The sequence below is a fragment of the Schaalia sp. lx-100 genome (assembly GCF_021083625.1).
Taxonomy (GTDB): domain Bacteria; phylum Actinomycetota; class Actinomycetes; order Actinomycetales; family Actinomycetaceae; genus Pauljensenia.
This window is the reverse complement of record NZ_JAJNRP010000003.1, coordinates 135035-159324: the sequence shown is the minus strand read 5'-3', so window position 1 is coordinate 159324 and position 24290 is coordinate 135035. Positions and strand designations below refer to the sequence as shown.

Sequence of the window (24290 nt, the reverse complement as noted above, 5' to 3'; positions counted from 1 at the left end):
TCCAGTTCCACACGGCTTCCTCATGCGAGACGATCAACCATTAGCCCAGCGAAAGATTCAAGAGCTATTTTCGCTTCACTCGGCGGCAAAGAATCAAGCAAAGCAACCGCTTCATCAGCCCAGGTACGAGCAAGCTGACGTGTTTCTTCGAGTACATCATGCGAACGCAAAGCTTCAACGAGTTCTGCCAGCAGCTCATCAGATGACAGGTCTTGTTCCAAAAGCGACAAGATACGTTGCCCATCAGCATCAATCTGTCCACGTTCTGCGCGACGTCGCAGCAGCAACACAGGTAAAGTGTCTACACCTTCACGTAAATCCGTTCCCGGTGTTTTACCTGAAGTACCTTCCGCTGCAATATCAAGGACATCATCAGCAATTTGGAAAGCCACCCCGACTTTTTCACCAAAAGCCGCAACGATTTCCGCTACTTCATCCCCTGCTCCGCCATGCCATGCTCCAAAATGAGCAGCAGCGGCCACTAAAGAACCTGTTTTATCTGCAAGCACTTGCAAATAAAAGTCCACCGGGTCCGCATCAGGCGTTGGACCAAAAGTTTCGTTCAGCTGCCCTAAACACAAGCGTTCAAATGTGTGAGCGTGACGTTCAACCGTTTCTGGACCAAGCTGCGCAATCAGAACCGAGGCGCGCGCAAAAAGGACATCGCCAGCTAAAATCGCGCGATTATTACCCCACAAGTGTTGAGCCGACGGAGTACCACGACGAGTTGGAGCTGAATCCATAACATCGTCATGATACAAAGAAGCAAGGTGCGTAAGCTCAATCGCTGTTGCAGCGGTAATTACTTTCTCACGAGAAGCAGCATCATCTGACCCAAGTTGCGCACACACCAAGGTCAAAACAGGACGAATACGCTTACCACCAGCCTGCGCTAGATGGGATGTTAGATCATCTACCAAGTCACGCGCACCAGTAACAGCTTCAAGTAAATGCGCTTCAACTACCTGCAGGCTCGGCGTAATGCGAGCCTGCAAAGCTGGCACGTGAAAGTCAGGAATTTTTACACTCACGGAAGAAGAATAACCACCTTGTCCAACAAAGACAGAATAACGTTCGGGAATACACCCAAGATAATAGTTGCACAAGCGCATAAAACAACAGTGACAGCGCTAAAGCCTTCTGACTGTACAACCTCTACATCACCCGTTGACTCAGTGAAAAACATGAGACGAACAACGCGGAAATAGAAGAAAGCAGTAACAGCCGAGCATAACAAAGCTAGGGCAACAAACCAGCCCATTCCTGCCGCAAATGCGTCAGAGAAAATCAGGAATTTACCGATGAAACCCGAGGTTAACGGGATACCTGCAAATGACAGAAGGAATACCAGCATCGCAGAAGCAATAAGCGGATTCGTTCGACCAATTCCTGCCCAACGAGTAATATCTGTCACTTCACCCGTGGCATCCCCGTTCTCGTTCACTCCTCGGACCAAAGAGATAATTCCGAAGGCTCCAACGGTCGCAAAACCATAGCCCGCAAGGTAGAAGATCACATGACCTGAAGCACCGTGTGTCAGCGATAAAACACCTAAAAGCACGAATCCAGCGTGAGCAATCGACGAATAGGCGAGCATACGTTTGATGTCTTTTTGCAATAAACCAGCAAAAGTACCAACACACATTGTCAAAGCTGCGAGGCCAAGCAAAACAGCAAGCAAATCCCACTGCAGAAGGGCAGCGACAACCTGATAGAAACGCAGCAAAGCAGCAAAAGCAGCTACTTTAACCGCAGCAGCCATGAAACCTGTCACCGGTGTCGGAGCACCTGTGTACACATCAGGAGTCCACGCATGGAAAGGCGCGGCACCAATCTTAAAGAGTAAGCCCACACACACCATGAAAACGCCAGCTAAAGCCAACCAGTCCATACCGGTGGTTCCCGGTAAAGCTGTAGCCACCTGAGAAATCGTTAAAGAACCTGAGAATCCATAGAGGAAAGCCGACCCCATCAGCATGAAACCTGAAGCAAAAGCACCCAAAATGAAATACTTCAGAGCTGCTTCTTGAGAAAGCTGACGACGACGACGCGCTGTTGCAGCTAAAACGTACAAAGGTAAAGACATGACTTCCAATGCCACGAAAAGTGTGACAAAAGAATTCGCTGCAGGAAATACCATCATCCCTGCAAGCGAGAATAACGCCAGAGGAAACATTTCAGAACGCTGATAGTTTTTACGATCAGATAATTCCTCATCATGTGAACCTGGACGATCTGAAGGCTGGGCAGCAAATGCCCCATCCCCCACCGATGTGCGTTCTGCCATGACCATGAAGGCAAAGAAAGCGACAAGTACCAGCAAGAACTGCGTTGCCACAGTCAGAGAATCTTCAACGTATTCCCCTACTGATACGGGAGCATCAAGAACAACAAGCCATCGCGCTACCAAGGTCACGAGCGCAACTAGGGTTGTCAGTAAAGAAACACCAATAACGATGGGTCGTCGAGTTTTCGTCGGCGCGAAGGATTCAACGAGAATAGCCAAAACCGCGCCTGCAAGGACAACAATAACCGGACTAATGGAAGCCCAGTGGATATCCGGAGCCGCCAAAGTTTCTGTAGGAAGGAGATTCACTTCGAACTCCCTTCAAGAGCCGAGGAAGAAACCGGAACAACAACAGCGTCGGCAACCGGAGTGACAGCTGTTACCAGCGGAGCCGACCAAATACCGAGGATGAGCATGGCAGCAATCAAAGGAACCATAACTGCACGTTCGCGCCCACCTAAATCAGTAATCTTTTCTACATCACGGTGAGCTTTACCTGTGAAAACACGTTGATACGGCAAAAGCAAATACAGGGCCGCAATGACGACACCAAAGACAGCAAATATCGCTACCACAATATTGACCTGCCATGTACCCATGAGAACCAGGTATTCAGGAACGAAACCTGACAAACCTGGCAATGCCACAGAAGCCAAACCTGAGATCAACCACAAACCAGCAAGCACCGGAGTGACTCGTTGCATACCTGAGTAGTGGTTCATGTCAGCAGTCTCACCACGTTCAGCCAGCCAACCAGATAGTAAGAACATTGCGGCAATGGAAACACCGTGAGCCACCATGTAGAACATCGCACCTACGAGAGCAATTGATGTTCCAATGAAGGTACCTAAAACCATGAAACCAAAGTGTGAAACCGAGGTGTAGGACACCAAACGCATGATGTCATTTTGTCCTATAGCGGCAAGGCCACCCCACAGAATCGAAATGACTGCAAGGATAATGACAACCCATCGTGCCTGTGCGCAAGCCGCAGGGAATAATGGCAAGCACAAAGTAATCATTCCGAAAGTGCCAATTTTGTCGAGCACACCGACAAGGAGCACTGACGTGCCAGGACGGGCAACTGCTGCCGTATCAGGCAACCAAGTGTGAACGGGAACCATCGGCGCTTTGATGGCAAAAGCAATCATAAAGGTAACGAAAACACCCAGCTGTACACTGCCAGACAAGTTACTGGTCAGCATAGCTAAGGAATCTAAACGGAAGAATGTTCCAGTTTCACGCGCCGCTGTAGGTGCCCATCCCCATAAAGCAACCAAACCGCCAAGCATCGCCAAACCACCCGCGAGGGAGAACAGAAGGAATTTCATCGCAGCTGCGCGACGGGCCTCAGGCTCACCACGACCGTAACGACCGATCATCACATATAGCGGAATGAGCATCGCTTCAAAAGCAATATAAAAGACGACGACATCAAAAGCGGCAAATATCAGCACCATGAATGCTTCCAGAAGGAGCACCCATCCAGCATATGCGCCACCGCTACGTGGGTGTGCATCCTCAGACCATCCTGCGACAAGCACAACAGGCACAAGCGCAACAGCTAGGAGCAGCATTACCGCGCCCAAAGCATTCACGCCAAGAGCCCAGCTGACCCCCATTTGCGGTATCCAAGAATACGATTCAACCAGCTGATAGGACGCTGGTGTTGACCAGTCAAAGAAAACAATGAAAGCTACGAGGGAAATCACTAGCTCAATGACTGAAACTACTACAGCAAAAATGCGTCCATAGTTACGTACTGCTGGAATAGTCAAAAATGCGGAACCGATAAGCGGTACAGCAACAAGTAGTGTCAATAAAGGCATTGACGCATTCATAATCTCAAAAGTCTGCATATCTGTGAACTCCCCTCACAGCCTAAAGCCGAGGATGATAGCCAAGGCAAGGACAACCCCACCAAGGATGTATGACGCATACGCCCGTATATATCCGTTCTGAGTATGCGTCACTAGGCGCCCCAGACCACGAGAACATGCACCGATAGCACGAACTAAACCATCAATTCCCTTGCTGTCACCCGCCGTTGCAGCAGTGACAAGCGCAGAACCCGGAGTAATGAAAACCGCTTCATTTACTTGGTCTTGATACATGTCGTTACGTGCTGCCCGTACCAGGACATTCCCTGACGGAACAGCAATCGGGACATCATGCTGCGCGTATTTAACCCATGCCAACGCGGCGCCCGCAGCGACTAACAGTAATGTCAGAACTTGAATGACCCACACAGGCATCACAGGATGGCCGTGTTCAACAGCTCCCAGTGATGGTTCGAGCCAGTGAACAAAAAGATCACCAAAGGACAAAAGCCCACCAATTCCCACTGCGAAAACCGCGAGGATAATCATTGGAATCGTCATGAACGGTGAGGATTCATGAGGATGAACTGGGCTTCCTTCAGCTTCAGTAGTCCAACGTGCTTTGCCGTGGAATGTCATGAAGAACAGGCGCGACATGTAGAACGCTGTCACACCGGCACCCAGCATAGCGATCCAACCGAAAAGCCAGCCAGCCCACGATGCTTCTACGCCGAATGTGTGCAAGGAGAATGCGGCCTCAATAATTTTGTCTTTCGAGAAGAACCCTGCAAAAGGTGGGACACCTAAGATGGCAAGCCATCCCGCCATGAAAGTCACCCATGTTACTTTCATAGCTGTACGTAAAGCACCAAAACGACGCATATTCACTTGGTCAGCCATACCGTGCATAACAGAACCTGCACCCAAGAACATCAGTGCCTTAAAGAAACCGTGAGTGAATAGATGGAATATTGCGAAAGCCCAACCAATCGGACCAAGGCCTGCGCCAAGCATCATATAACCAATTTGGCTCATTGTTGAAGCAGCCAAGACTTTCTTCATATCGTCTTTTGCTGAACCCACAATAGCTCCGAAAACCAAGGTGATAGCACCGATGGTGACGACAGCTGCAGCCGCAACAGGTGAAGCCTGATAAATCAAACCTGAACGAACAACAAGGTACACACCCGCAGTAACCATTGTTGCAGCGTGTATGAGGGCTGATACCGGTGTCGGGCCAGCCATAGCGTCACCCAACCATGCTTGTAATGGGAATTGTGCTGATTTACCACACGCACCCACCAGCAAGAACAAGCCCATCACGGTGACAACACTCATTGGTAGGCCGGGAACCATGCTGTTCACTTGCGAAATATTGACTGTGCCGCAAGCCGCAACCATTGTCATCATCGCTAAAAGGAGTCCCATATCGCCCACACGGTTCATAACGAATGCTTTTTTCGCTGCTTTTGCGTTATCTGGCACATGGTTCCAGAAACCGATAAGCAGGTAGGAGGCTAAGCCAACGCCTTCCCAACCTACGAAAAGAACCGCGTATGAATCGCCTAAAACCAATGTCAGCATCGCTGCAATGAACAGGTTGAGATAAGCGAAGAATCGACGACGATCCGTATCATGCTCCATATATGCCACCGCGTACACGTGGATAAGGGAACCCACGAAAGTCACAAGCATAACGAAAGTCAAAGACAACGGATCCAGTAAGAACGCCACATTCACAGTGAAAGAGCCCGCTGGAATCCACGTAAATACATGGTCGAGTAAACGACGTTCCCCAGCAGGAGCTTGAATCAACTGAATCAGAATGAGCAAACCTACAATGAACGAAGCCCAGGACGCACATGTGGCCAGCCAATGGCCCCATTTATCGGTTTTACGTCCAAGCAGCAATAATGTTCCAGCACTTAATGCCGGAATAGCAACCATCAGCCACGCATACTGCGCAACACCGGTAGCTGGAAGCACCTCCGTTGCTGTGTGCATATGCGTTTGCGTAGCGGCAAGCGCAGAGAAGACCAAGGATGACATGCTGTTAACCTCCCTCAGTTCTTCAGCAGATTCGCGTCGTCGAGGCTGGTAGTGCTCCGCGACTTAAAGATCGACACAATGATGGCTAACCCGACCACTACTTCAGCGGCCGCAACAACCATAACGAAAAATGCCATGATTTCACCCGACACGGTACCGTGCATACGAGCAAATGTGACAAAAGCAAGATTCGCGGAGTTCAACATGAGTTCAACGCCCATGAGTGAAATAACTGCGCTTCGACGCACAAGGACAATCGCCGCACCTATCGCAAACAGGAGTACAGCAAGAATCAGATAATAGGACATGCTCACTTGCTTTCCTCCTCAGTGACAGCAGGTGTGCTTTCGTTTTCTTGCACTTCGGGTTCACCAGCATCAGTTACAGATCGCGTAGGTAGATCGTTGAGGCCAGTCGGCGCTTTCGTTCCAGGCATCCCCCATGCTCCTGAACGTGGGACACGCGAAGAAGCTAACGGGCCGAAAACAGATTGATCGGCACGACCTAAACGAATATGAACCAGTTCATCAGCCACAGATGAATCGACTTGGCTGATATTTCGCAGAAGTCCCTTGACTCGCAAAACACGAGGAACAGATTCTTCAACCGGTCCCATTGTTTCACCGGAAAGCGCGGGGACATCGACAGCATTTGAATGGGCGTACACACCGGGTGCCGGTAGCTGCCCCATATGGCGACCACGTTCTTTGAAAGCACGCATCTTTGCTTCAGCAGTACCATGCTGGTCAGTACGAGGACCAAGCTTATCTGTGTGAGTAAGCAGCATAGCTCCAATGGCTGCGGTAATCAGCAAAGCTCCCGATAGTTCCATGGTGAACCAGTGCTGCCCGAACAACTCGGTAGCAAGATTAGTGACCGGCGCATTGGAGTATGGATCCACCTGGGTCACAGGAAGCTCCGTCCCTTTATGGGTCCTCGCTACCACGCCAACAAGAATAACAACCAGCCCAAGAGCCAACAGCAGGGCCGCGACAATATTTCCTTGACGCTGAATCCTGTATTCATCAGAGGCACCCAGACCGATCATCATGATGACGAATAAGAACAGCATCATAATGGCGCCCGTATAGACCACCACTTGAACGGTTCCAAGGAAAGCTGCTCCATGAGTCAGATAGATGACAGCCAGACCTAACATGACAAGGACCATACACAACGCGGCATAAGCTGCTTTACGGAAGAAAAGAACACCTAAAGCGCCCAAAACCATGATTGTAGCCACACAGCAGAAAAGAATTGCTTCTGAAGTGGAGCTCATTGCAGGCCAAGTTCCTAACTCAATCACTGCTGTGCCTCCTTATCGGTGGGGCGTGCTGTGGCAAGGGTTGGATCATCTGGACGGTTCTGACGTACCCATTCGATTTGTTCACTTGATGGCCCAGTGACCTCACCTCGATAGTAGTCACCATCAGATAGCCCCTGCACTTGCGGATGCGGTGGAGCTAACATCCCTTCTGCCAGTGGAACCAGCAGATCTTGTTTTTCGTAGATGTCATCCAGACGCTCATATGTAGCAAGCTCAAAATCATGGCCCATTGTCAAAGCACGAGTGGGGCATGCTTCAATGCAGTAACCGCAGAAAATACAACGCAAGTAATTGATCTGGTAGACCGCTCCATAGCGTTCTCCCGGTGAATATTGTTCTTGCGGTGTATTAGAAGCAGCTTCAACCAAAATCGCGTCAGCAGGACAAGCCCATGCGCACAATTCGCAGCCGATACATTTTTCTAAACCGTCAGGATAACGATTCAGTTGATGGCGGCCATGGAAACGTGGTTCAACGAAAGGGCCTTCGAAAGGATACTGTTCAGTAACTGTGGGACGAAAGAAAGACGATATGGTGACCCCGTAGCCTGCGAAAGGTGCAAAGAATTCACCAATAGGACCCTTAGGATCTTGTTCGTAACGCATTTCGTCATCCTGGGATACGGACTTGTCTGTCATTGTGCGTCCTCCTCAGTGATGGTCGCAGCGATAGGGACTCGGCCTGCACGAGGCGATGGCGGCAAAGATTGCCCCGGCAAAGGCGGCACAGGGAAACCGTCAGCAAAAGCATCAAATGGCGCATTCCGCTGAGCGTGCTTTGCTGTTTCAATGGCTGCTTTCTTCTTTTCATCAGCACGATCTGTAAACCACAAGATCAGCAGGACAATCAGGAAGATACCGGCAATTGCACCAATCAGCACAGGAAGTGACACATTAACCCATTGGCTGATGCCTCTGACCAGAGCAACTGTGACAAGCCAGCCCAAAGAGAACGGAATTAAACGTTTCCACCCTAAAGCCATGAACTGGTCGTACCGGAAACGAAGTAAGGTAGCACGAGTCCAAATCATGAGGAACATAAAGAACCACATCTTCAGGAAGAACCACCCTAAAGCAAACCATCCACCATTGAGGATTTCAATATGGCTCAGAGGCCACGGCGCATGCCAGCCACCAAAAAACATTGTGGTTGCCACTGCCGATACGTTCAACATATTGACGTATTCTGACAGGTAATACCAACCAAACTTCATTGACGAGTATTCCGTCATATGGCCGGCCACCAATTCGCCTTCCGCTTCAGGTAAGTCGAAAGGCAAACGGTTTACTTCACCGACCATGGAAATCAAGTAGATCACAAATGCTGGGGCCAGAGGTAAGAACCACCATGTGTATCCTTGCGAGGCAACGATCTGTGAGGTAGACATCGAGCCCGCCATCAAAAAGACTGATACGAGCGCCAATCCCATTGATAATTCGTAGGAAATCACCTGCGCAGAGGAACGTACCGCACCATATAAAGGCAAAGTTGAACGAGTCGACCAACCGCCCAAGACAATTCCGTAGAGCCCTAAAGATGTAATGGCCAAAATGTACAGGACTGCTACAGGCATATCTGCAAGTTGCAGCGGTGTAGAGCGACCAAGAATCGTTACATTCGGTCCCATTGGGATCACAGCGAAAACACTGAAAGCACAAAAAGCCGAGATCGCTGGTGCTAGTAAGTATAAAAACTTGTCAGAACGCCGGGTCCACATGTCCTCTTTGAACAAGAGTTTGCCGGCATCTGCAATAGCTTGCAGCAAACCTAAAGGACCTGCCACATTCGGTCCCGGGCGTGTTTGCATACGCCCTAAACCACGGCGTTCCACCCACAGGGCGATCAGAACGTTCAAAATAAGGAAAACAATGATAAAGACAGCCTTGATGACAGTCAGCCACCAGGTTTCTTGTGAAAAATCTGCGGCAACGTACTGCGCTGCTAACGGCGTGTAGTTCACCGGTCCACCTCCCCAGTGGTGCTCAGAGTGACGACAGTACCTGCCCTGCCGAGCGACTCATGGACATAAGAGCCTTCCGAACATTCAGGCACCCACACGACGCAGTCAGGCAGGTCCGCAATATGCGCGGGTAAGGTCAGAGCACCACGTTCAGTGCTCAACGTCAAGGCGGGGCCGTGCAAGCGAGGTTCACACCCTAAAGCCGCCATTGTTCCAGCGGAAATATACGCCACAGGCCGACGAGCAGTTCCTGCAAGATATGGAGCTTCGTTTTGTAAACGACCAGCATCAAGCATGGGCTTATGCGTAGCAAGGAGGGCCTGTCCACTTCTTACCGCCGTCGGCGCAGGAGCATCCACCATATCGAATGAGGCGCGCGGTCCGCGATAGGACATCACCGCGTTGACTTCCTCGTACAGATCGACAAGTGTTCGGCCACCTAGGTCCGTATCGTAGTGCTCCGCGAGACGAACAAATATGTCACGATCTGTCAATGAGCGAGCTGAAATTGCCTGACCGAAAGGACGTAAACGCCCTTCCCAGTTAATGTACGTGCCGTGTTTTTCAATAGGTGGAGCGACCGGCAAAACAACATCAGCGCGTTTGGTGATATCTGAATGGCACACTTCAATACTGACCAAGAATTCAACAGATTCACATGCGTGACGTGCCTGTGTTGGATCAGCAAGATCACGCACATCTACACCGCCAACAACAAGTGCGGACACTGTCCCTTCGGTTGCTCCGTGAAGAATCTGAGTGATATCTAAACCACGTGTGGTCGGGACGTTTCCCCATCCCAGTTCGGTAATTGACTCAGCACATAAAGAACGACCAAAAGGCAACAGACCTGGCAACAAACCTGCTTCAATGGCTCCCCTGTCACCTGCGCGACGTGGAATCCACTGCATACGTGCCCCTGTGCGCTCTGCCAGACGTGTAACCGCTGTCAGTAAACCAGGTACTCGACCTGCACGCTCACCGACAAGGATGATACCGCCAGCTAAATCACCTGCCAGATCTGAATGAATACCACCTGAAGCAATCGAAGTGACAACTTCCACTTCTGTTCCCGGAGCCGCATGGAGAACATGCGCATTCAACTTACGCAGACCTGCTGTAGTCATCGGCGCAACAGCCGATACCGTCAACGTGCCTTTACGTGCTGATTTGCGCATACGCAAGAATAACGATCCACATTCGTCTTCTGGTTCAATGGCAACAAGCAGGACATGGGAGGTTTTTTCTACATCCTCGTATGTCACTCCTAAGCCGCTGCCGGCAACATGGGATGCAAGGAAAGAACGCTCCTCCTCGCTGATTTCACGTGAACGGAAATCAATCGCATCGGAACCTACAACTGTGCGAGCAAACTTTGACCATGCCCATGCATCTTCAAACGTGAGGCGACCACCCGGCAAGAAGCCCACAGTCCCTCGTTCACTCGCTTTCGTCAGCCCTTCGTGTACACGCTCAAGGGCATCCGACCATGAGGTAGGAACAAGTTCACCATTTTCACGAACAAGTGGAGTCGTAATGCGGTTGTGTTTTGCCCAGTCAAAGGCGAAACGATCTTTATCAGTAATCCATTCCTCATTGACCTGTGGATCATTTCCCGCCATACGACGAACAACTTCGCCACGTCGCACATCCACACGAATAGAAGAACCTGAAGCATCATGTTCAGTTACCGATACCGTGGAGTGCAGGTCGAATGGGCGCGAACGGAAACGGTAGGACGCGGCTGTTAAAGCACCTACCGGGCAAATCTGAACAATATTTCCAGAGAAATATGAGGCGAAAGCGCGTCCAGACATGTCACGATCATTTTCTGCGACGGGTCCTGAGTTCACAGAACCAATCAGCCCTTCATCCCCGTAAGGACCTGATATTCCCGCTAAATGGTTATCTTGAGCGGTATCATCGTGGTAGCCGAGGACAGCAGTATCAAAAGAGCCGATCTGCTCACCCATAAATACGTGGTGTTCATCAGGGGCTGTGCCGCCGCCTCGTCCTTGTAGATCTAAGAAGGCATCGCCGGCAATCTCTTTACCGAAACGTACGCAACGCTGACACAGAATACAACGATCACGGTCAAGCAGAATATGGCTTGTTAAGCGTAAAGGCTTCGTGTATGTCCGTTTAGAATCAACGAAACGTGACTTTGCTCGCCCATCCGTCATTGCTTGATTTTGTAGAGGACATTCGCCTCCCTTATCGCAAATTGGGCAGTCAAGGGGGTGGTTAAGTAGCAGGAATTCCATCACGCCTTGCTGAGCTGTGGCAGCAACTTCAGAGGTTTCCTGAGTTTTAATGACCATGCCTGGGGCAACTGTCTGAGCACAGGAAGGCTGTGGTTTAGGCATAAAACGCAGCTCACCCGTGTTACGATCCGGCATTCCTACTTCGACTAAACACTGACGACAGGCCGCCACTGGTTCAAGTAACGGATGGTCGCAGAAACGAGGAATACGAATACCTGCTTGTTCAGCTGCGCGGATGACAAGTGTTCCGGCAGGGACACTCAGCTGCACATCATCGATAGTGACATCAACCATGGAAGTAGTCATCGTGCCCCTCCTCGCGCGAACACAGCGGATGCCTCATACGGGAATAATTCCCGCGCAGGCGTTGTTAACCCAGCTTCAAATTCGGAACGGAATTTCTTGATACCGGACATAATCGGTGTTGAAGCAGCATCACCTAATGCACAGAAGCTACGCCCAAAAATGTTGTGCGCGATTTCATCCAGCAAATCCACATCTCCGGGTTTGCCTTTACCGGCTTCTAAACGCAGCATAATTTGTTTCAGCCAGTAGGTTCCTTCACGACAGGGCGTGCATTTACCGCATGATTCGTGTTGATAAAACTCAATCCACCGCGTAATTACTCGGACGACTGACGTGGTTTCATCAAAAACCTGCAATGCGCGTGTGGCAAGCATGGAACCTGCAGCGCCTACGGACTCGTAATCTAACGGTACGTCCAGATCTTCTTCTGTAAATAAAGGCGTTGAGGAACCACCCGGTGTCCAAAACTTCAAGCGGTGCCCCTGACGAATACCGCCAGCCATATCAATCAGCTCACGCATGGTGATGCCGAATGGTGCTTCAAATTGTCCAGGGTGAGCAACATGGCCGGAAAGCGAGAAAATACCGTGTCCTTTTGATTTTTCCGTGCCCATCTGCGTGTACCAGTCAACACCGTGCTGGAAAATACCTGCCACTTGGCTGACAGATTCGACATTGTTAATCACCGTGGGACGCGCATATAAGCCTGCGACCGCTGGGAAAGGTGGTTTCAGGCGAGGATGTCCACGATACCCTTCAAGAGAATCGAGGAGAGCTGTTTCTTCACCACAGATATACGCACCGGCACCAGCATGTGCTGTAATTTTTAGATCACCTAAAATACCGGATTGTGTTGCTTCCTCGATTGCATTCATTAAGCGACGGTACACATGAACGACCTCACCACGTAGGTAAACGAATGCATGTGTGCAGTTAATTGCTCGGCTTGTAATCGCCATACCTTCAATGAGGACATGCGGGTTAGCCATAATCGTTGGAATGTCTTTACAGGTCCCCGGTTCAGACTCGTCAGCATTAACCACCAAATAGCGAGGTTGGCCGTCGTCTGGAGGCAAGAATGACCATTTCAAACCTGTGGGGAAGCCTGCGCCGCCACGACCACGCAGACCAGAGGCCTTGACCAGATCAATGATCTGCGCAGGTTCCATTTCATTTGCTTTTTTCAGGCCCTCGTATCCTCCACGTGACAGGTAAGAGTCGAGGGTCCACGAACGATCATCCCCCCACCCTCGGGTGAGAATCGGGGTCAGTGTGCTGGGAGCACTATATGTACTCATGCGTCCTGTCCCTCCTTTACGTGGTCTGTTGTGTCCGCACTGTCAATAGGTGTCGGAGCTGTCCAGCCATTTGTGTCGGCAATTTTGAGGCCAAGAAGTGATGCTTCACCGGCGCTTGGACCTTCATGTACTCGCCCATCAGGGAAACCAGCGAGGACGCGCTCATTTTCTTTGAATGTGGCTACCGTGTCAGGTCCACGGGTCGGGCTAACAGGACGGCCTGCTTCTAAAGCATCAACCAAGGCGATAGCGGATTCAACCGTTTGGTTATCGAAAAATTCCCAGTTCACCATGATGACTGGCGCGTAATCACAGGCAGCGTTACATTCTAATCGTTCAAGGGTGATTTTCCCCGAGGGGCTGGTTTCATCAGAGCCTACGCCAACGTGTTCAGATACGGCTTCCCAGATTTCGTCGCCGCCCATAACTGCGCACAAAGAGTTAGTGCATACGCCTACCAGGTAGTCGCCGTTAGGGTGTCGTTTGTACTGGGTGTAGAAAGTAGCGACAGCGCTGACTTCTGCGCGTGTAATGTCCAGGACATCTGCGCATAATGCAATGCCGTCAGCTGACACGTAGCCGTCTTCGGATTGGACGAGGTGCAGCATCGGTAAAAGCGCACTACGTTCGTGTCCTGTGGGGTACCTATCAATGATCTGCTGTGCTTCGTCACGTAGACGAGCTTCAACTTCAGGAGTGTAAGTCACCGGTCAACGCCTCCCAACACTGGGTCGATACTTGCCAAGGAAACCACAACATCAGCGAGCTGTCCGCCCTCAGTCATCATTGCTGTGGACTGCAAGTTTGCAAATGAGGGGTCACGGAAGTGTGCCCTGTATGGACGTGTTCCTCCGTTAGATACGAGGTGCACGCCGAGAATACCTTTTGCATGCTCCACCGTCTGATACACCTGACCAGATGGCACAGTGAAACCTTCAGTGACCAGTTTGAAATGATGGATCAAAGATTCCATTGACTGTCCCATAATTTCAGCAATATGTTCCAAGGAATTACCTTGACCGTCACTGGCAACACTTAAACGGGAAGGCCATGCGATATGAGCATCAGCAACCATTGTGGGCGCGCCTTCACATGCTTCTAAACGTCGAAGCACCTGGTTGATAATCTTCAAAGACTGGTAGCACTCGTTGAAGCGAACAACGACACGGTTATAACAGTCGGAAGCATCAGCAGTAACCACGTCGAAATCAAATTCTTCGTATCCGCAGTATGGTTGATCTTTACGTAAGTCTTGCGGCAAGCCAGCAGCCCTCAAACTTGGACCGGTCATCCCCAAAGCAATCAGACCCGATAAAGGCATATAACCTACGTCAACGAAACGCTTCTTAAAAATCGGATTTTGTAAAACGAGGTCCTGCATTTCACCAATGTCACGGCGAACTTTCGGAAGTTTTTCACGAATGTACTCAACCGTGCCGGCTGGTAAATCCTGCGCAACACCACCGGGGCGAATATAGGCATGATTCATACGCAAACCGGTGATACGTTCAAAAATCCTGAGGATTTCTTCACGACCACGGAAAGCAATGGTCATCATTGTTGTAGCGCCTAATTCATTGCCGCCTGTGCCGATAGCCACCATGTGACTGGCAATGCGGTTCAGTTCCATTAACAGGATACGAATGAGGCTGGCGCGTTCAGGAACATCGTCGGTGATACGCAACAGTTTTTCAACTGCTAAGCAGTAGGCCACTTCTTGGAAGAAGGGTGCCACATAGTCCATTCGTGTACAGAAGGTTACCCCTTGGGTCCACGTGCGGTACTCCATATTTTTTTCAATACCGGTATGCAGGTAACCGGTATCAACACGGGTTTCCCGAACGGTTTCACCGTCAAGTTCCAAAATCAGGCGGAGCACACCGTGAGTGGAAGGGTGAACCGGTCCCATATTCAACACGATGCGTTCGTGGCTGATTTTTTCAATTTCCGCTAAAACATCCTCCCAGTCACCGCCTTGTGCGAGGACTTCAGGAAGTTCCTCAATATTGAGGCCCGCGGCAGATGCAGCAGCGTGAATTTTTGTGTTCTGGATACTCATGAGTTGTAGGACCTCCGCGTGTCAGCAGGCGGAACAGTTGCACCACGGAATTCCACAGGAATACCGCCCAGTGGGTAGTCTTTTCGTTGAGGATGACCTACCCAGTCATCAGGCAAAGCGGTACGAGTCAGTGAAGGATGTCCGTCGAAAATAATTCCCATCAGATCCCATGTTTCACGTTCTTGCCAGTCGTTTGCTGGATAAATGGAAACAATTGAAGGGATATGCGGATCGCTTTCTGGGCAGGCAACTTCAAGACGGAGAACTCGATTATGTGTCAGTGACTGCAAAGGATAGATCGCGTGGAGTTCGCGTCCAGTATCGTGAGGGTAGTGAACCCCATTTGTTCCTAGGCACAATTCAAAACGTAGGTCTTGGTCGTCGCGGAGCCACTGGCATACACGTTGAATATGCTCGCGTGTAATGAAAATAGTGAGTTCACCTCGGTCGACCACTACTTTTTCAATCACATCTGCGATGGGGAGTTCAGCAGAAGTAATCAGTTCTTCTAAAATGTCAACCACCGAGTCAAACCATCCACCGTAAGGACGTTGAGACTCACCTGGTAGGTATTCCTGAGTAACTAATCCACCAAAACCTGTGGTGTCACCAGCATCATTTACCCCAAACATACCCTGACGGCGTGCAATAGGTTCAGTTGCAGCAAAACCACGATGCGTTTGAGTAAGTTCCACACCCGCTTCAGGAATCTGTTCGGCGTGTACTTCGTTGTTCATGCCAGGAGTCCTTTCAGTTGGTGGGTCGGTGTTGCAGCAAGAGCTGCTTGTTCGGCTTTACGAGCAATTTCACGGCGATGTGCGCCCAAAGGTTCTTTGCCGATTTGCTCACGCAAAGTCAAAATTGCGTGAATCAGTGCTTCTGGTCGCGGTGGGCATCCCGGTAAGTACACATCCACTGGCACGATATGGTCGCATCCTTGGACAACCGCATAGTTATTGAACATTCCACCGGAGGATGCACAAGCTCCCATGGAAATCACCCATTTGGGCTCAGGCATTGAATCGTAGACGCGGCGAACGATTGGTGCCATTTTGTGTGACACGCGACCAGATACGATCATGAGGTCTGAGTGTCGTGGCGAGGCACGGAATACTTCAAGACCAAAACGTGACATATCGAAGCGCGGTGTACCTGCTGCCATCATTTCAATAGCACAGCAGGCCAAGCCCATTGTGACAGGCCATTGACTGTGCTTACGTGCCAGCCCTAAAACTTTTTCAACGCTTGTCAGGGCAATGCCCGCAGGAATACTTTCTTCCAGTCCCATAGTTTTCTCCTTGACCTTCGCTCAGTAGTCCAGTCCGCCGCGGCGCCATTCGTAAATATATGGAACCGTAATAAGCGCAATGAAAGTGAGCATTGCGATCAAACCGAATAGGCCCAATTGGTTAAAGCTGACAGCCCACGGATACATGAACACAACTTCAATATCAAAGATGATAAAAGTCATGGCGACAAGGTAATAACGCACAGGAAAACGACCCAAGTCTGCCGTATGAGAACTGGGATCAATACCGCATTCGTAGTTATCAGCTTTTGTACGCGATTTCTTTGTTGGACCAAAGATCGCAGAAGCAGCTAAGCCTCCGAAAGCCAGTACCAGTGCAGCGGCTGCCATGATAAGCAGCGGCACATAGGGGTTCATTTCCATACCTCCCAGTTTTGGGTTAATGCCCTCATATCCTTGAGGGGCCAACAGCGGTGTCCTGAAAAATTCATACAGGTTTCACCACCTTTGACAGGGCTGTAATCAGTAGGTCGTCAAAGTCTCCGCCGTTTCGTTCGTATCCGTCGGAGAGCAGTTTGTGAACAAGGGTCATCAGTCGAGGTAAAGGTAAGCCTCGCGTCGTACATAGCCGCATAATGTGCGGATTTTCAATGAGGCGCACAAAAATTCGACCCAGTTGATAGTAGCCGCCGTATTCTGTACGCATGGCTTCGGGGTACTCACTTAAAGCGCGGTCAATACCGACTCGCGTGCTCCGTCCCATTGCTTGCGCTATTGCTGCGGCCGCGTAGCGCCCTGCTTTCATACCTGGTGCGATACCTTCACCGTTGAAAGGACTCACCATACCTCCTGCATCTCCTACGAGTAGCAGGCCGTTTGTGTAGTGAGGTGTACGGTTGAAAGACATAGGTAAAGCTGCGCTGGCAAGTGGGCCAACTTGGTTTTCAGGTGTGAAGCCCCATTCGGGTGGTAGGTTTTGTACCCATTGTGCAAAAACTTTTTTGTACGGCAGGTGTGTTGCTTGAGCGTGAGAGGCAACTGACCCAAGGCCCACATTGACCAGCCCATCCCCCAGTGGGAAAATCCACCCATAGCCGGGCAGTAAATCTGATTCCCCTGGTTTTCCAGCCCATAGCTCTAAATGTGATTCCATCCATTCTTCGTTTCCACGAGGAGAACGGAAGTAGGTGCGTGCTGCAACTCCCATAGGCCGGTTGGGGTTTTTCTTTATTCCGAGGCTTGTGGCAAGGCGAGCAGATACGCCTCCCGCGTCAACAACAAGTTTTGCTTTGATCTGCCCTGTCACGGCTTGAGGTCCACGTCCTGAACGTGTGGTGATACCAATAACCCGTCCCGTTGAATCTTGGAGAGCGCCTGTGACTGTCACATTTTCGTTGACACGCGCCCCGGCTTCGCGTGCTCGCTGCACAAGCGCATGGTCTAAGTCCATCCGGCGACGCGCCATACCGTAGCCTGGGAGAGATTTTTGGTCGGGCCATTCTAAGTGAACGGTATGCCCCCCACCAATAACGGTGAGGCCGCGGTTACGTGTCCAGCCTGTTGTGTCGATTCCCATGAAAAGAAGCTCATGTACTGCTGCTGGTGTTAGGCCATCACCGCATACCTTATCGCGCGGGAAAACAGCTTTATCAACCATGAGGACATCAATCCCCATAGTTGCTAAATGATATGCGGTGGAGGCACCAGCAGGACCTGCCCCAACGACGACAACGTCGGCGGTGGCAGCAACGCCCATGTCTTCAATCACTCGCGTCCTCCAGGTCGCTCTTTCATATTCCGTGAGGAAGGAACACTACAGTCCAAGGGATAACACTACCGGTTAAGACAGGTAAGAGGGAGCAAAGCCAATTAATCCCTTGTTTTTAAGCGATCATCAGGGTAAGCAAGGAATAATACACGCACTATTTCGGAAAGACTTATGTTTTCAATTTAATGTGAGTGGATTTGAGTGCTTCATATGAAAGCAATATTTTCCCTCTTTCATTTCTGAGCGCGATGCAAGGCAACAATGCCGCCCGTAAGATTGCGATAATGAACATTTGACCAGCCCGCACTCTTTATCATATGAGCCACCGTTTTTTGATCCGGCCATGAACGAATTGATTCCACAAGATAGTCATAGGCCACATCATCAGAGGACACCAGCGAAGCCACACGCGGCATGACATAGTCCAAATGAAGGTCGTACAGGCGACGAAAAAGCGGATGCGTCGGAGTAGAAAACTCTGAAACAACCAGACGACCTCCTGGACGCACTACACGATACATCTCACCTAAAGCCCGATCCGGATGAGGAATATTACGCAAACCATATGAAATAGTCACAGCATCAAAAGAGTCATCGTCAAAAGGCAATTCCATGGCATCACCATGCACAAACTCTAAGGAAGGATGACGACGACGGCCTACTTCAATCATCCCCTCAGACAAATCACAGGCCACCACATGCGCACCACTGCGAGCTAAAACCTGTGAAGATGTTCCCGTTCCTGCAGCCACATCAAGAATACGATCTGACGGGCACGGAGCGACCGCGCGCGCTAAAGCAGCAAGCCAGATATAGCTCATACCACCAGTTAATACAGCGTTCGTCACATCGTAACGCGCAGAAACATGATCGAACATTGAAGCGATTTCATGCGGCGCTTTATCCAAATCTGCACGTTTAACCGGTGAAGTTCCCTGAGACATATGAGAAGAATTCATAGCTCAATCCTTACACGTTGTCCCCCTCAGAGTGAAGCCAAGAAGCTATTTGAGCATTAGCATGTGCGTATGGCTACATGTCTGACTTCAGATTTTTCTGCACTTCATATTCGAATAGAAGCCTTGCCAGAAAATCACCCACTGACTCATGTCCCCTTATTCGACCTTGCTCCGCATGGACAGCAGCTCCTCGCGTGGAACGGGACGGGTCACCAGTTACTCGGGTGGGGCAATGCCCTCAGCATCACAGTCGATGGCCCTCACGCTATACGTGATGCTGCGCGAATATGGGATGAGGTGCGTTCTGTGGCTCATGTGGACTCGCCTACCCAGGCACCACGTGCTCCTTTCGCTTTCGGTTCCTTTGGTTTTGCATCGACAACCCCAGGAATCCTCCGCGTACCTGAAGTCACAATTATCGACCATGATTATCAACGTTTTATTGCAACAGCAGCTTTATCTGCTCCAGCACCTGACCCACTAGCCAGCGCAGAAGCAGCAGCACAGGAAAAAGAAAAGAATCCTATTCATATTCCCTCAGGGCTACGGACTCAACCAGGCCGCATGACACAAAACGCTTGGGCAGAATCAGTCAGACGTGTCATTGAACGTTTGCGTTTAGGTAGCGCATCAAAAGTCGTGATGGCACGTGATATGCGCGTCACCAGCCCTTTACCAGTAGACGAACGATTTTTACTCCAACGTTTAAGCAAACTGTATCCCACCACATGGGTGTACGCCGTTGACAAACTCATCGGAGCAACTCCTGAATTGCTTGCCAGTACGCGCGACGGCACCGTTCATTCACGTGTTCTCGCTGGGTCCGCACGTACACATGCTGATCGTCTCATGACTGATATGAAAGAACGGACAGAACACCTTCTGGCTGTGGAGTCTGTTGTACGCGCATTATCACCTCTGGTTGATTCACTTGACGTACCTAGCGAACCTTTCCTTTTAGAGCTTCCAAATGTTACGCACTTGGCAACAGATATCCACGGGCACCTCAGGGATTCAAATGTCCTTGACGTGGTTTCTGCTGTACACCCCACGGCTGCCGTATGCGGAAGCCCTACTCCTTTGGCTTTTGATCTTTTATCAACATATGAAACCACCGAACGCGGACGATACTGCGGCCCTATCGGTTGGATTGATGCTCAAGGTGAAGGCGAATTTGGTATCGCTTTGCGATGCGCTCAGCTCAGTAAAGATGGGACCAACTTACGACTTTTCGCAGGTGCCGGAATCATGCCCGATTCTGTTCCAGAAGCAGAACTCGCAGAAACACGAGCGAAAATGTCACCGCTTCTTGAAGCACTCGGCATATAAGAATACGAGCAGCTCATCACATTAGCTTTATGATTGTGTGGTCTTGCCATCACACAAGGCCACACAATCACTACTCATCTTTCTTTTACTTCTTTGATTGTAAAGTCACAGAGATCTCTGAACTCTTACCCTCACGAACAACTGTCAGTTTCACTGTGTCGCCACCTTTGTAGCGACGAACATAGCCTGATAGGGCTTTCCCTGAAGCAACATCAGCACCGTCAACAGCGGTGATTGTGTCCCCAGATTTCAGCCCTGCTTTTTCAGCGGCACCGCCGGGTACGACTTCTTCAATTTGCGCACCTGCACGAGTAAATGAATCAACTCCAACAGCAGCAGTCTTAATGGTTACTCCCAGAACCGCATGATCGACACTTCCTGTTTCTACCAGTTGTTTCACAACAGAGACTACAAGATCTGAAGGGATTGCAAAACCTAAACCAATAGAACCAGCGGAGCTAGCGGAGCCACTGTTAGAAGCGATAGAGGAATTAATGCCAATCACTGAGCCTGTTTCATCAAAAAGTGGCCCACCTGAGTTTCCTGGATTAATTGAAGCATCCACTTGAATAGCATTTGTAATAACAGGTTCATTGCTGGCACTACGATTTCCTTCATCTTCACGCGGCAATTGGCCGAAAGGATCAAAAGGATTCACTTGCTGGTCTTGATCGTTTTCTGAGGAAGTGGAAACCGCAACTGGCCGGTTCACAGCAGAGATAATGCCTGTTGTCACGGTATTTGAAAGTCCTAGTGGTGAACCAATCGCCATCACCTGCGTACCGATTGTTAGCTGCGACGAAGATCCAAACTGCGCAACAGTTAAATCAGAGGGCGGATTTGTTAGGCGAATAACCGCGAGGTCAGTTGTTTGGTCGTGTCCAACAACGGTTGCGTCAAAAATTCTGTTATCAGCGAGGGTGACAGAAATTTTCCCTTTCCCGTTCAATGCGCTGGAGATGACGTGGTAGTTTGTCACGATTGTGCCGCGGGGATCATAAATAACACCAGAGCCCACACCTGAAGCGTTTTGGCTGCTCACATTGATTGTCACAACTGCCGGCGAAACAGCAGCAGCAACAGCTTTCCAATCAGCTATTGTTCCATCGGAGCTGACAGGAGCAACTGTTTGCGTTGTGTATGCAGGAGCCGAAGCGCCTCGTAATCCTGTTATTGCTATTGTTACGCTCACTGATAAAGCCGCAGTGACCCCCATTGCGCATAGGAGGGCAATCCACCCGGGAGCTTTGCGTTTTTTCCGTTTACTTCTGGTAACAGGTAACGGTGCAGGCGCATAGGGTAGCGCAGATGTGCCCGGATTCTGATTGTGAGAAGTAACGCGAGGCTCTTGAGGAGCGGCAAAGGGGAAAGATTGCGACTGAGAATATGTTGGTCGTATTTCTTGAGGGCTCATCTGGGGCGCCATATAGGGGCGAGGATTTTCTTGGGCAGGCTGAGCTGCTACACGCTGCGCTTCTGGTTCGTGTGGAGGCAGGGGTTGCGTAGGTGCCTGAAAGTGTTCGCGTATCAGATCAGTGTCCTGTGAGCGTCCTTCGGCTGTGTGAGTTGTCTGCCCTTCAGTTGCGCGAATATGCTCCTGTGAAGCAATGGGCGTTGAACTATGTGTATCTGCGTACTCAACAGGTGCGGTATGAGGCGAGGTAGGCATGTCCTGAGCAGAAGTGGAAAGAGGCGTATTTTGTGCCTCATCGTTACCTTCCCAGCGTTCATGAGGTTGCGGAATGGGCCATCCACCTGTTTCGTTTCCATGTGACTCGTTCATTATTCCTTCTTTCGCAAACTCTGTTCTACGGTTTTAGTCTGCCGGAGAATTTTAGAAGTTTACCGAACCTTTTCTGAAAGTTTTCTGAAAATCTAAAAGAGGTGGTCACCCTCGAATACGTTTATACACTTCAGGCACATGATGCACCGGAATATGAACCACCTGAATCCCCCGCCACGGAGCCTGACACACAGCAGGAATATCTTCCACACTCACACACCGATAATCCGCTCCATAAGCCTCACACAATCCTTTCACTGAAACATCAAGGCGCGTACGAAACCACCGATCAAAAAGCTCTACAGGAGCCGCCCCATGTTCCAAAGTAGAAAAAATAGAACCACCCCCATCATCAACAACAAAAATACGTACATCCGGCACATACTCACCATGAGGCACAGCTAAAGCACCCGCGTCATGGAAGAAAGTCAAATCACCCATCAAAGCAGACACACACTCACCTGAAGCAATCGCCACACCACATGCCGTTGCAAGAGTCCCATCAATACCTGCAAGCCCCCGATTAGTAATCACTAAGCGAGGCCCCCCTCCCCTCGCAACAAGATCGACAGCACGCACAGAATTCGATGCCCCCAAGACAAGGACACCTGAAACTGATTCCCACACATGACGCGCAACCTGCACAGCAGAAGAATCAGCAGGCTCTTGAGCCAATACATCACGAATACGCGCACCCTCATCGTGCGCCACTTTCCACCACAGGTCATACCATGCGTGATCTGAATGAGGCTCCTCAGGCCCAGCAAGAGCTGCCACAACGTGAGCAGCACAGCCCGCCACATCAGTCCACGGTCCTGAAGGAGACTGCACAATAACACGCACACCTTTTTTCGCCAAAAGCCCCTGAACCACACGCGAAAGAGTCGGTCGACCAGTAACAATAACCTGCTCAATCCCCTCCATCAGCTGCGAGCGCGACAGCAAACTTTGTTCGTATGGCAACACGAACTCACTTCGAGGAACAGACGGCTCTGCGATCAAAGGCACACGGGCACGCGAAGCCCATTCACCAACCTGCTTATCAGCGCCTTCACCTGCTACGATAACCGTTCGCAGTTCAGGAACAATGACACTATTCCACGACACAGGCACAGGCACAGCCGCATGTACTGTCGGCGTGCGCCTAGCTGCTTCATCTGCATAGTCGCACACAACATCAGCAACCCATTCACTATCCTCGCAAAAAGATGTAGGAGTAAGAGGGTCACGTAAACCCACATTGATATGGACTGGACCCGCTTCACCTGTTGGTTTTCCTTGAGCACAAGCCAGAGCCCGTCCCACAATTGCCGGCAGCGATGCTACTTCGTCACTTCCCGCAGGAATATCCCAATTGCCCCGCACATGCGAAGCAAAAACTCCCACCTGATCTGTCGTTTGAGATGCGCCTACTCCTCGCATTTCAAACGGACGATCCGCCGAAAGCACAAGGAGCGGAATCTTCGCATGAGAGGCCTCGGCAATACTTGCATGAAGTTCAGTGACAGCAGTCCCTGAGGTTGTCACGATAGCGACCGGAGCAGGATTTTTCCCCTGAACCTCTGCGCCACGGCTTAACCCCAGTGCCAAAAAACCTGCTGAACGTTCATCCACACGAATATGTGAACGCAGATAGCCACGCTTTGTTAAAGCATCCAATACGTAAGCAAAAGGTGCGCTACGAGATCCAGGACAATACACCACATCACGGACGCCCTGCGCATATAAGGCGCCACAAATTGACGCAGCCAAGCGAACACTCGGAGAAATCATTGAGGCATGCCTCCTCTTTTCCTCCTTAGGCTCTGTCTCCCCCGTATGACCAGTAATAT

At 50.4% G+C, this 24290-nt stretch carries 20 protein-coding genes; 1 reads left to right on the top strand and 19 read right to left on the bottom strand.

Annotated elements, in window-relative coordinates:
* Nucleotides 1-20: 20 nt before the first annotated feature.
* The 17 genes from LRP54_RS03475 to LRP54_RS03395 all read right to left on the bottom strand — a co-directional run bounded on the left by LRP54_RS03475 (nt 21) and on the right by LRP54_RS03395 (nt 19331).
* On the bottom strand, nt 21-1031 hold the full coding sequence (locus LRP54_RS03475) for a polyprenyl synthetase family protein (protein WP_231204403.1): 1011 nt from the start codon (nt 1029-1031) through the stop codon (nt 21-23).
* On the bottom strand, nt 1028-2596 hold the full coding sequence (nuoN, locus tag LRP54_RS03470; RefSeq protein WP_231234965.1) for an NADH-quinone oxidoreductase subunit NuoN: 1569 nt from the start codon (nt 2594-2596) through the stop codon (nt 1028-1030). The genes LRP54_RS03475 and nuoN overlap by 4 nt, the downstream gene beginning before the upstream one ends.
* A complete protein-coding gene (locus LRP54_RS03465) occupies nt 2593-4146 on the bottom strand; it encodes a complex I subunit 4 family protein (RefSeq protein WP_231234964.1) in 1554 nt (517 codons plus the stop codon). The genes nuoN and LRP54_RS03465 overlap by 4 nt, the downstream gene beginning before the upstream one ends.
* 15 nt (nt 4147-4161) lie before the next feature.
* The gene (gene nuoL / locus LRP54_RS03460) at nt 4162-6111 is read right to left on the bottom strand and encodes an NADH-quinone oxidoreductase subunit L (RefSeq protein ID WP_231235094.1); all 1950 of its coding nucleotides are present in this window, start codon (nt 6109-6111) and stop codon (nt 4162-4164) included.
* Nucleotides 6112-6170: 59 nt separating this feature from the next.
* On the bottom strand, nt 6171-6470 hold the full coding sequence (nuoK, locus tag LRP54_RS03455) for an NADH-quinone oxidoreductase subunit NuoK (RefSeq protein ID WP_231204396.1): 300 nt from the start codon (nt 6468-6470) through the stop codon (nt 6171-6173).
* Nucleotides 6467-7435 carry an NADH-quinone oxidoreductase subunit J gene (locus LRP54_RS03450; protein WP_231204601.1) on the bottom strand — a complete coding sequence of 323 codons (969 nt, stop codon included), beginning with the start codon at nt 7433-7435 and terminating at the stop codon, nt 6467-6469. The genes nuoK and LRP54_RS03450 overlap by 4 nt, the downstream gene beginning before the upstream one ends.
* Before the next feature lie 23 nt (nt 7436-7458).
* Nucleotides 7459-8121, bottom strand: coding sequence for an NADH-quinone oxidoreductase subunit NuoI (gene nuoI / locus LRP54_RS03445; protein ID WP_231234963.1), 663 nt, complete (start codon nt 8119-8121; stop codon nt 7459-7461).
* Nucleotides 8118-9443, bottom strand: a complete 1326-nt coding sequence (gene nuoH, locus LRP54_RS03440; protein WP_231204392.1) for an NADH-quinone oxidoreductase subunit NuoH — start codon at nt 9441-9443, stop codon at nt 8118-8120. Before nuoH ends, nuoI begins: the two co-directional genes overlap by 4 nt.
* Entirely contained in the window at nt 9440-12013 is a 2574-nt protein-coding gene (locus LRP54_RS03435) for an NADH-quinone oxidoreductase subunit G (protein WP_231234962.1), read from the bottom strand. The genes nuoH and LRP54_RS03435 overlap by 4 nt, the downstream gene beginning before the upstream one ends.
* Nucleotides 12010-13311 carry an NADH-quinone oxidoreductase subunit NuoF gene (nuoF, locus tag LRP54_RS03430; protein WP_231204388.1) on the bottom strand — a complete coding sequence of 434 codons (1302 nt, stop codon included), beginning with the start codon at nt 13309-13311 and terminating at the stop codon, nt 12010-12012. Before nuoF ends, LRP54_RS03435 begins: the two co-directional genes overlap by 4 nt.
* Nucleotides 13308-14018 carry an NADH-quinone oxidoreductase subunit NuoE gene (nuoE, locus tag LRP54_RS03425; protein ID WP_231204386.1) on the bottom strand — a complete coding sequence of 237 codons (711 nt, stop codon included), beginning with the start codon at nt 14016-14018 and terminating at the stop codon, nt 13308-13310. The genes nuoF and nuoE overlap by 4 nt, the downstream gene beginning before the upstream one ends.
* A complete protein-coding gene (locus LRP54_RS03420; RefSeq protein ID WP_231204384.1) occupies nt 14015-15370 on the bottom strand; it encodes an NADH-quinone oxidoreductase subunit D in 1356 nt (451 codons plus the stop codon). The genes nuoE and LRP54_RS03420 overlap by 4 nt, the downstream gene beginning before the upstream one ends.
* Nucleotides 15367-16107: an NADH-quinone oxidoreductase subunit C gene (locus LRP54_RS03415; RefSeq protein WP_231204382.1), complete on the bottom strand. Its 741-nt coding sequence runs from the start codon at nt 16105-16107 to the stop codon at nt 15367-15369. The genes LRP54_RS03420 and LRP54_RS03415 overlap by 4 nt, the downstream gene beginning before the upstream one ends.
* A complete protein-coding gene (locus LRP54_RS03410) occupies nt 16104-16658 on the bottom strand; it encodes an NADH-quinone oxidoreductase subunit B (protein WP_231204379.1) in 555 nt (184 codons plus the stop codon). Before LRP54_RS03410 ends, LRP54_RS03415 begins: the two co-directional genes overlap by 4 nt.
* 21 nt (nt 16659-16679) lie before the next feature.
* Nucleotides 16680-17036 (bottom strand): NADH-quinone oxidoreductase subunit A, encoded by a 357-nt coding sequence (locus tag LRP54_RS03405; protein WP_231204377.1) that lies wholly within the window; start codon nt 17034-17036, stop codon nt 16680-16682.
* A gap of 70 nt (nt 17037-17106) precedes the next feature.
* Entirely contained in the window at nt 17107-18375 is a 1269-nt protein-coding gene (locus LRP54_RS03400; protein WP_231235093.1) for a geranylgeranyl reductase family protein, read from the bottom strand.
* 245 nt (nt 18376-18620) lie between these two features.
* Nucleotides 18621-19331, bottom strand: coding sequence for a class I SAM-dependent methyltransferase (locus tag LRP54_RS03395; RefSeq protein WP_231235091.1), 711 nt, complete (start codon nt 19329-19331; stop codon nt 18621-18623).
* A gap of 84 nt (nt 19332-19415) precedes the next feature.
* Here LRP54_RS03395 and LRP54_RS03390 point away from each other — a divergent pair, with 84 nt between their 5' ends.
* Nucleotides 19416-20675 carry an isochorismate synthase gene (locus tag LRP54_RS03390; protein WP_231234961.1) on the top strand — a complete coding sequence of 420 codons (1260 nt, stop codon included), beginning with the start codon at nt 19416-19418 and terminating at the stop codon, nt 20673-20675.
* An 85-nt stretch (nt 20676-20760) separates the two neighbouring features.
* Here the strand turns inward: LRP54_RS03390 and LRP54_RS03385 are convergent, their stop codons facing one another.
* A complete protein-coding gene (locus tag LRP54_RS03385; RefSeq protein WP_231234960.1) occupies nt 20761-22458 on the bottom strand; it encodes a S1C family serine protease in 1698 nt (565 codons plus the stop codon).
* Between the two features lie 105 nt (nt 22459-22563).
* A complete protein-coding gene (gene menD / locus LRP54_RS03380) occupies nt 22564-24231 on the bottom strand; it encodes a 2-succinyl-5-enolpyruvyl-6-hydroxy-3-cyclohexene-1-carboxylic-acid synthase (RefSeq protein WP_231234959.1) in 1668 nt (555 codons plus the stop codon).
* Between the last annotated feature and the right edge of the window lie 59 nt (nt 24232-24290).